Here is an 8,825-nt window from a genome sequence, read left to right as displayed (position 1 = left end):
GTGTTCCGCTCCGTCGACCGCCCCTCCTACGACAGCGTCGTGCAGGAGCAGCTGGCCACCGCCCGGGCCACGGTCACCGAAACCCCCGAACAGCAACTCGCCGGCCTCCTCAACAGCGGCGACACCTGGACAATCGTCTGAACGTGTCCGTCCAGCGCCGCGCGCGAGCGCCGTGGGTGGGCGTCCCGCTCGCGGCGACCACGGCGAGCGGGACGCCCCCGCGTGAGTCAGCCGCGCGACCACCGCTGGTTGGCGGCGCCGTGGCAGGTCCAGAGCAGCACCCGGGCGGTGTTGCTCGTCGCCGCCCCGGCGACGTCGAGGCAGAGCCCGGACTGCTCGCCGACGACCGTGCCGTCGGCCCGCCAGGTCCACCGCTGGTTGCGCTGCCCGTTGCACGGCCAGATGATGACCGCCGTGCCGGCCCTGACCCCTGGTCGTACGCGTCGAGGCACTTGTCGCCGTAGGGATGTCGTTGCCCGCCATCAGCGGCGCGGCCATGATCGCCCAGAGCGCGAAGTGCGACCGTGACGGTCCAACGGTCAGCGACCCCGGCGGGCGTTGAGCCGGGCGGCCTGGCGCGTCAGGTGGTCGCGCTCGGCGAGGTTGGGGGCCTTGCGGGCCGCCTCGGCGTACAGGCGGGCAGCCTTCGCCAGGTCGCCGTCGCGCTCGTGGAGGTACGCCGCCACCGCCGTGTGGCGGGGGAGTGAGTCGTCCAGCGCCGCGAGCGCCGCCAGCCCGGCGCGTGGCCCGTCGGCCTCCCCGACGGCCACCGCGCGGTTGAGCCGGACGACCGGGCTGTCGGTCAGCCGCGCGAGTTCGTCGTACCACTCGACGACCTGCACCCAGTCGGTCTCCCCGGCGGTGGGCGCGTCGGCGTGCAGTGCCGCGATGGCGGCCTGGGCCTGGAACTCGCCCAGCCGGTCACGGGCCAGGGCCGCCTGCAGGATCTCGACGCCCTCGGCGATCGACGTGGTGTCCCATCGGCGGCGGTCCTGCTCGGCGAGCGGCACCAGGCTGCCGTCGGGCGCGATCCGGCTGGCGCGGCGGGCGTGGTGCAGCAGCATGAGCGCGAGCAGCCCCGCCACCTCGGGGTGGTCGATCGCGGCCGCGAGCTGCCGAGTGAGCCGGACGGCCTCGGCGGCGAGGTCGACATCGCCCGAGTAGCCCTCGTTGAAGACCAGGTAGAGCACGCGCAGCACGGTGGCGACGTCGCCGGGCTGGTCGAACCGTACGTGGGAGACGGTGCGCTTGGCCCGGCTGATGCGCTGCGCCATGGTCGCCTCGGGCACCAGGTACGCCTCGGCGATCTGGCGGGTGGTCAGCCCGCCGACGGCGCGCAGCGTGAGCGCGACAGCGGACGACGGCGTCAACGACGGGTGGGCGCACAGGAAGTAGAGCTGGAGCGTGTCGTCGACCGCGGGCACCGGCCCGGGCGGCGGCTCCTCGTCGACCAGATCCTCACGTCGGCGGCGGGCGGCGTCGGACCGGGTCGCGTCGAGGAACCGGCGCCAGGCCGCGGTGACCAGCCAACCCTTCGGGTCCCGCGGCGGGTCGGCCGGCCAGACGCGGACCGCGTCGACCAGGGCGTCCTGCATGGCGTCCTCGGCCGCCGCGAAGTCGGCTCCGCGGCGGACGAGGACGCCCAGCACGGTCGGCGTGAGGCTCCGGAGCAGGGCCTCGTCCATCAGGTCACTCCGTGATCGTGGGCGGCGCGGTCAGGAAGGGGCGTACCTCGAGCCACTCGTGCAGCGGCTTCCCGCCCGCCCCCGGGGCGGCCGACAGTTCCCCGGCCAGCTCGAGGGCGCGCTCGTAGCTGTCGACGTCGATGACCATCCAGCCGGCGATGAGGTCCTTGGTCTCGGCGAACGGGCCGTCGGTGACCGGCGGGCGCCCCTCACCGTCGTACCGGACGAACGTTCCCTCGGGCGCGAGCGCCTGACCGTCGACGAACTCGCCGGTCCCCTCGAGCCGGGCCGCGAAGTCGTGCATGTACTGCATGTGCGCCGAGATCTCCTCCGGCGTCCACTGGTCCATGGGCACGTCGTTGACCGGAGTCGGACCGCCACGGTAGTGCTTGAGCAACAGGTACTTGGCCATGGTGCTTCTCCTCGATGCTGATGCGACCCATTCTGGTCACGCTCACCCCAGGGACGGAGCCGGCCACGGGTTCTCGACATCCCGTCCGCTCATCTCCTGCTGCCTCCGGCTCGGCCTTCCCGCTACTACCACATGAATCGGCATACTCTGCCTCGCCAACTACCTTGACAGTCACAGTACCTTGACCGTAACGTCTGTTCCCGGAGGTGCTGATATGAGCACGAGCAAGGTCACATCCGATCTGCTGCGTGGGAACACCGACACAATGATCTTGAAGCTGCTGGCGGAATCGGACCGTTACGGCTACGAGATCGTCAAGTTGATCGCCGAGCGCTCGCAGGGCGAATACGAGCTCAAGGAAGCCACGATGTACTCCAGCGTCCGACGCCTGGAGGCGGATGGCGACATCACGTGGTACTGGGGCGACGAATCGCAGGGCGGACGCCGCAAGTACTTCCGGATCACGGACAAGGGCAGAGCGACCTACGCACGCAACAAGACCAACTGGGAGTACGCCAAGCGCGTGCTCGACACCTTGCTCTGAGGAGACACCACATGAACGACAAACTGAACGCGTACGTGGACGGCGTCTTCGCCCCCTACGAGGGCGCGAGGAGCGTCACCGAGCTGAAGGCGGACCTCCTCGCCGACCTGCAGGAACGGTTCCGTGAGCTGCGCGCCGAGGGCAAGGACGAGGCTACGGCCTTCGATCTGACCATCGACAGCATCGGCGACATCGAGGAGACGGTACGAGAGGTGTCGAACCTCTCCAGGGTTCTCGAGCGGCAGATGGTGACGCGATTCGACGCGAGCGATCTGAAGGAGAGTGACTTCTCGGGCGTCGCCGTGCGGGACGGCAGGTTCGAGGCGAGTGCGCTGCGCGGCTCCGACTTCTCGAACGCCGAGATCGCCGGCGCCAAGTTCAAGAGCAGCGATCTGGCGGACACCAACTTCGACGGCGCCCGGGTGAGCGATGCGAACTTCACGACGGCCGACCTGGCGCGCGCCAGCTTCCGGAGGGCGCGCCTGGTCCGCACCGACTTCAGCATGTCGGGGCTCGCCGGAGTCCAGTTCGCCGACGCCGCGCTCACCGATGTCGCCTTCCGCAAGACCGACCTGAGGCGCACCCGCCTCGAGCGCTGCACCTTCAACGGAGTGGACTTCTCCTACTCGGACCTGCGCGGCCTCAACTTCGACGGAGCCAGCTTCACCAGCGTCAAGTTCGACCAGGCGGCCCTCGAAGGCGTCACGTTCCGGGGTGCGATCCTGCGCGACTGTTCCTTCCGCGCATCGAGCAGGAAGTACTACAAGGCCCTGCGCACCGTGAACTTCGACGGGGCGCGCATGGACAAACTGACCTACGCCGGCCTCAAGAGCTTCAAGGTCGAGCCGTCCAACGTGATCGTCGAGTAGGGAGACACCGGGCATGGACACGTCACCCCTCGCGATTCAGGTCAAGGGATTGCACAAGTCCTACCAGAAGCTGCATGTCCTCAAAGGCGTGGGCTTCGCGGTGGCCAGCGGGAGCATCTTCGCGCTGCTCGGCTCCAACGGTGCCGGCAAGACCACGGTCGTACGAATCCTCACCACCCTGCTCAAGCCGGATGGTGGCACGGCAAGCGTCGGGGGATTCGACGTTCTGTCCCAGCCGGCGCGGGTCCGGGAATCGATCAGCCTGACCGGGCAGTTCGCCGCGGTCGACGAGATCCTCACCGGCCGGGAGAACCTGATCATGCTGGCCAGACTGCGGCAGGTGAAGGACCCCCGCCGGGTCGCGGACGACCTGCTCGAACGATTCGGCCTCGCCGATGCCGCCGGCCGCAGGGTGTCGGGCTACTCGGGCGGCATGCGCCGCCGCCTCGACATCGCGATGAGCCTCGTCGGAGACCCGCCGATCATCTTCCTCGACGAGCCGACCACCGGACTCGATCCGGAGGCCCGCATCGACGTGTGGCAGGAGATCCAGAATCTCGCGGCCGCTGGGACGACGGTCTTCCTCACCACCCAGTACCTGGAGGAGGCCGAGAAGCTGGCCGACCAGATCGCGATCCTGCACGACGGCACGATCATCGTCTCCGGCACGTTGGCGGAACTGAGAAGGCTGCTCCCTCCCGCCAGGGTGGAGTACGTGGAACGGCAACCCACCCTGGAGGAGATCTTCCTGGCGACCGTCGGAGGCGGTAGGACTCCCAGCAGCGACGAGGAGGAGCAGCGATGACCACGCGTGTTCTCAGCGACACGGGAGTGATGCTCGGGCGTTCCCTGCGACACGTCACCCGCAGCATGGACACCATCATCACGGTCACGATCATGCCGATCGCGTTCATGCTGCTGTTCGTCTACGTGTTCGGCGGCGCCATCCAGTCCGGGACCGACAACTACACCACCTATCTGCTGCCCGGCATCCTGCTCATCGCCATCGCGAGCGGCGTCTCCTACACCGCCTTCCGACTGTTCAGCGACCTGCAGAGCGGCATCTTCGAACGGTTCCACTCCATGCCGATCGCACGATCGTCCGTGCTGTGGGGACACGTGCTGACCTCGCTGGTGTCAAACGCCATCTCCGTGGTGATCATCGTCCTGGTGGGGCTCCTCATGGGCTTCCGCTCATCGGCAGGAGTGCTGGCCTGGCTCGCCGTCGCCGGGATCCTGGCGCTGTTCACCCTCACGTTGACGTGGGTGGCGGTGATCGCGGGCCTGGGGGCGTCCTCGACGGACGGTGCCACCGCCTTCTCCTACCCGATCATCTTCCTGCCCTTCGTGAGCTCGGCGTTCGTCCCCACCGACACGATGCCCGGGCCGGTGCGGGCCTTCGCGGAGAACCAACCGGTCACCTCGATCGTCAACACGATCAGGGCGTTGCTGGAGCAGCAGCCGGTCGGCGGCGACATCTGGGTCGCGCTCGGCTGGTGCGTCGGCGTCCTCGTCGTCGCCTACGCGTTCGCCATGGTGGCCTACCGGCGCAGAATCGCCTGAACACCAGGATTGCCGGCGAGCCGGCCCGATGAAGCTTGCTCCGAGGTCATCCGGGCTGCTGGCGCGCTTCTCGGTCCGGTTCGGCTGGCACGGTTGCTGTACTTCGCTGCTGTACTGCTGGCGTCGGCCGGTGTACTTCGCTGGTCCAGCCAAGGAAGCGGCGGTGCAACACGCCCGCCGGTGTCCAGGGCATGTCCTCGGTGGCTTGGACGAGGTAGGAGCCGAGGTAGAGGTGCAGCGATACCGGAGCATCGGCGTACTCCGCCCGTAGTTCCCGCTTCCGGGTGGGGCAGGGCCAGGGCAGGCAGCAGCCTCCGCAGCTCCAGATCGGCATGACCGGGCCGTGGGTGGTCACCGCACACCCTTTAGGAAGCGCGCGGTGATCGTCCGGGCCTGCCGGCTGGTCGCCCAGTCCACCTGCCAGCACGGGTACGGGGCCAGCCGCGACCACCATGCACGGCAGCCGACGCACATGCCATCGAGCCCTCGGATGTGTACGGCCAAGATCGCTTGCTCATGATCGTGTTTCACCGCGCCTCCTCTCCTGGCCAGTGGCCACGGTTGATGGGGATGCGGTGCCGGGCGTGGCAGGGCAGTGCGGCTCCGCAGCGGCAGATCTGCCGCCACTTCCGCCAGGACCAGACCGGCCGGTGTCGGCGGGCAAGGGTGAGCGCGGTCGCGAGTAGGTACTCCTCGTACGGGACGTGTCGTCTGCTCGGAGTCGTCCGGCCGAGATCGCCGGCCGCCATTGGGTTCACCGCTGATCCGCCTGCACGTCCTGCGCCGGCGCGTGGTTGCTTTCGGATCGCCGAAGCTGTGCTGCGAGATCGAGTAACCGCTGTTGCGCCGCTGCGTGCTCGGCGTCCTGGTGCCGCTGCCCTCTCCCCGGCGGTGGTGGTGGCTCGTGCCGCCGGAGCAGCCACCGCACTGACAGGTAAAGGTGGCGTCGCATCGTCACGACCCTGTCCCCGGTGGGAAAGGCGCGAAGGCGAACCCTGCCGGGGCTTCAGAGCGGTAGACGGCGCGCGGCCTCATCCCGTCCCGCAGGTCATCGGCATCGAAGTTCATGTCCGAGACGGTCCCGCTAACTGGGATGCGGCGGCCATGTCGACTGGTCATGTCACGGTGACATGAGCGGACTCGATCTGCCAGTACGCCGGCCGTAGGCTCCAGGTTGAGCACCATGGGTAGTCACCTGACAACGCTGGGAGCCGTTGTGCTGCTCGATCATCTTCGGATACCCGACAACCTCTGGTCGCGCGAGGACATACATGTGGTCTTGGCCGCCCGCGATATCGGTGCACTGTTCCGGCTGCTTGCCCGGCATACCGGCGCGAGCCAAACCCGCATCGGAGCGGCAGTCGGCCTGGAGCAGGGCTACGTCAGCCGGATCATCGCCGGCCGACGGGTGACGTCAATCGACGTGCTGGAGCGGATCGCCAACGGCTGCGGCATGCCTGACGAAGCCCGGATGGCGCTCGGCCTAGCGCCTCGCCAGCGGGCACATCTCCCGGACACGGCCGATAACCCCCGCAGCCGGCACATTGATGCGCCGGCCAACCGGTCATGGCGCGATGATGTCCGAGCCGCGGCGCAGCTATGGGAAGGCGACGTGAACCGTCGAGAGATGCTTCGCCAGACAGTGTTCAGCTCCACCGCATACACCCTGCCCGCCCTGCGCTGGTTCACCGCCACCATGTCGCAACCCGTCGAGCAGGAGGGCCACCGAGCAGTCGGTCAGCCCGACATCGACACCATTCGCCAAATGACGGCCACCTATCGGCGACTGGACAACCAATACGGTGGCGGGCACGCCCGCAACAACGTCACCCGCTTCCTTCACCACGAGGTGGCGCCCTTGGTGACCGAGGGCCGCTACGCTCCGGCGACTGGCCGCAAACTGCTCACCGCCGTGGCCGAGCTGACTCAGCTCGCCGGGTGGCAGGCGTACGACATGGCCGAACACGGCCTCGCCCAGCGCTACCTCACCCACGCCCTCGACCTCGCTCGAACGGCCGACGACGCCGGCCTGGGTGCCGAGATCCTCGCCGCGATGAGCCACCAGGCCACCTACCTCGGCCATACCACCACCGGCGTCGACCTCGCCCGGGCCGCCGGGCGGGCCGCACACCGGGCCGGAATCACCGTGCTGACCGCCGAAGCGCTGGTCATGGAAGCTCACGCCCACGCCGCCGCCCGCGACGAACACGCCTGCGCCACCGCACTGCACCAAGCGGAACAGGCCCTCGACCGCGCCGACCGCAGCAGCGACCCGCAGTGGCTCGGATACTTCGACGAGGCGTATCTGTCAGCTAAATTCGGCCACTGCTTCACCGCACTCGGCCGGCACCGCCACGCTGAACGTTTCGCCACCCGCTCGCTGCGGATGGACGAACGCTACGTGCGAGGAAAAGCCTTCAATCTCGCCCTCCTGGCCACCATCCAGGCCCGCCACGGCGAACCCGACCGCGCCAGCGCCGTCGGTGCGCAAGCCCTCACCCTGACCACACAACTACGGTCGGCCCGCGCCGTCGGCTATGTCCGTGACCTACAAACGGACCTCCTGGCGCACCGCAGCCGGCCAGCCGTGCGGCACTTCATCGCCCGCGTCGACGCGACCCTTGGGCGTCGCCGCTGACTACAACTCGCCCCGGGCCTTACGTGCGACCAACTCCAATACCGCGATCACCGTACCGGCGCCCACGATCTCACCCTGGGAGACGAGCTGCCGCGCTTCCTCCAACGGAATCCAGGCCACTCGTTCCGCCTCGTTGAGATCCACCGGTGCGCCGACGTGCTCGGCGCTCCTGGCAAGGAACAGCAGGTTCTCCGCGTCCGCGGTCGCCACCCATGGTTGGAACGACAGCATTGGCTCCACCGCCCCCGGACGCCACCCGGTCTCCTCCTCGGCCTCCCGGACCGCACATGCCGCTGGCTGCTCCCCACCATCGACGTAGCCACCGGGCAGCTCCCACACCCACCGATCGAACACGAATCGGTGCCGCCGCATCAGCAACAGGCGCTCCTGGCCGTCAAGCACAGCGACCATCGCCGAGCGGGGGGCGCGGATCACGTACTGCTCGAAGCGAACCCCATCGGGCAACTCCACATCGGCAACGCTCAACCGCGCCCGCCGGCTACCGTCCACCACCCGCTCACCGTGGATCGTCCACCGCGTCGAACCGATGCCCTGTTCCTCCGCCATCCGGCCAGTATCCGACGAACGTCTCCGTCACCGCCGTACGGCACCCACCGAATCGGCCTGGTGCATGACGAACCCGGCCGGGTGGATGCGGACCGAAGTTGTCGGCTGCTGGGGACTGGTAGCGGCTCGTGTCGGCAAGCAGGTGCGCGTTGCCGTCGGTCGACATTCGACACCGACCCCGATCTGAGCTCCTGCTGCCTTCTCGCTGCCTCACGCTGCCCGACGCCTCGTTTACAAGGCGTTTTCGGCCTGAGTCGTAGCGTTCGCTGAGGGGCACGACGTCCACAACAGGCCGACGGTTCGTACGACGACGTCCGCCCCTGGTCGTAGGGGTTAATGTCAGCCGTTGACGTCAACGGCCACGTGGCGGCAGCGAGAAGGCATGATCGGCAGCATGAGCAGCGTCCCCTCCCGGCTGTCCGTCGTCACCCTCGGCGCGGGCGACATCAGCACCCTGCGCTCGTTCTACCGCGCACTGGGCTGGCCCGAACTACCAACCAGCGATGACGGATGGGCCGCCTTCCAACTTGGCGGGGTTCTGCTCGCG

10 protein-coding genes and 2 pseudogenes are annotated in these 8,825 nt (G+C 68.5%); 6 read left to right on the top strand and 6 right to left on the bottom strand.

The features are described 5' to 3' along the window. Nucleotides 1–141, top strand: a pseudogene (locus AB0I76_RS16610) (2-oxoacid:ferredoxin oxidoreductase subunit beta); the annotation flags it as partial. A gap of 86 nt (nt 142–227) precedes the next feature. Here AB0I76_RS16610 and AB0I76_RS16605 read toward each other — a convergent pair. From AB0I76_RS16605 to AB0I76_RS16595, 3 genes are all read right to left on the bottom strand, one after another. Then, on the bottom strand, nt 228–452 hold the full coding sequence (locus AB0I76_RS16605) for a ricin-type beta-trefoil lectin domain protein (protein WP_357035621.1): 225 nt from the start codon (nt 450–452) through the stop codon (nt 228–230). An 87-nt stretch (nt 453–539) separates the two neighbouring features. Continuing rightward, complete coding sequence (locus tag AB0I76_RS16600; RefSeq protein ID WP_357035618.1) at nt 540–1,685, bottom strand: DUF6596 domain-containing protein; 1,146 nt, start codon at nt 1,683–1,685, stop codon at nt 540–542. A gap of 4 nt (nt 1,686–1,689) precedes the next feature. Further along, a complete protein-coding gene (locus tag AB0I76_RS16595) occupies nt 1,690–2,097 on the bottom strand; it encodes a YciI family protein (protein ID WP_357035615.1) in 408 nt (135 codons plus the stop codon). 214 nt (nt 2,098–2,311) lie between these two features. Between AB0I76_RS16595 and AB0I76_RS16590 the strand changes: the two genes are divergently transcribed. The 4 genes from AB0I76_RS16590 to AB0I76_RS16575 are packed head-to-tail and all read left to right on the top strand — an operon-like array spanning nt 2,312 to nt 5,073. Beyond that, on the top strand, nt 2,312–2,641 hold the full coding sequence (locus AB0I76_RS16590; RefSeq protein WP_357035612.1) for a PadR family transcriptional regulator: 330 nt from the start codon (nt 2,312–2,314) through the stop codon (nt 2,639–2,641). A gap of 35 nt (nt 2,642–2,676) precedes the next feature. Continuing rightward, nucleotides 2,677–3,510 (top strand): pentapeptide repeat-containing protein, encoded by an 834-nt coding sequence (locus tag AB0I76_RS16585; protein WP_357035609.1) that lies wholly within the window; start codon nt 2,677–2,679, stop codon nt 3,508–3,510. Nucleotides 3,511–3,523: 13 nt separating this feature from the next. Then, nucleotides 3,524–4,315, top strand: coding sequence for an ATP-binding cassette domain-containing protein (locus AB0I76_RS16580; protein ID WP_357035606.1), 792 nt, complete (start codon nt 3,524–3,526; stop codon nt 4,313–4,315). Then, nucleotides 4,312–5,073, top strand: coding sequence for an ABC transporter permease (locus AB0I76_RS16575; protein WP_357035602.1), 762 nt, complete (start codon nt 4,312–4,314; stop codon nt 5,071–5,073). The genes AB0I76_RS16580 and AB0I76_RS16575 overlap by 4 nt, the downstream gene beginning before the upstream one ends. 46 nt (nt 5,074–5,119) lie before the next feature. Here AB0I76_RS16575 and AB0I76_RS16570 read toward each other — a convergent pair whose 3' ends face one another. Together AB0I76_RS16570 and AB0I76_RS16565 are read right to left on the bottom strand one after the other, a co-directional pair. Continuing rightward, a complete protein-coding gene (locus tag AB0I76_RS16570) occupies nt 5,120–5,428 on the bottom strand; it encodes a hypothetical protein (protein ID WP_357035599.1) in 309 nt (102 codons plus the stop codon). Continuing rightward, a pseudogene (locus tag AB0I76_RS16565) lies at nt 5,425–5,721 on the bottom strand (hypothetical protein); the annotation flags it as partial. The pseudogene AB0I76_RS16565 and the gene AB0I76_RS16570, both read right to left, overlap by 4 nt. Before the next feature lie 568 nt (nt 5,722–6,289). Between AB0I76_RS16565 and AB0I76_RS16560 the strand changes: the two are divergent. After that, nucleotides 6,290–7,711, top strand: coding sequence for a helix-turn-helix transcriptional regulator (locus AB0I76_RS16560; RefSeq protein ID WP_357035624.1), 1,422 nt, complete (start codon nt 6,290–6,292; stop codon nt 7,709–7,711). Here AB0I76_RS16560 and AB0I76_RS16555 read toward each other — a convergent pair whose 3' ends face one another. Beyond that, a complete protein-coding gene (locus AB0I76_RS16555; RefSeq protein WP_357035596.1) occupies nt 7,712–8,278 on the bottom strand; it encodes an NUDIX hydrolase in 567 nt (188 codons plus the stop codon). Between the last annotated feature and the right edge of the window lie 547 nt (nt 8,279–8,825).

Origin of the sequence: Micromonospora sp. NPDC049799 (genome assembly GCF_040656655.1) — a bacterium.
In the GTDB taxonomy this organism is placed as follows: Bacteria; Actinomycetota; Actinomycetes; order Mycobacteriales; family Micromonosporaceae; genus Micromonospora.
The sequence above is the reverse complement of the archived record's forward strand: the minus strand, read 5'-3'. Positions and strand labels throughout refer to the sequence as shown.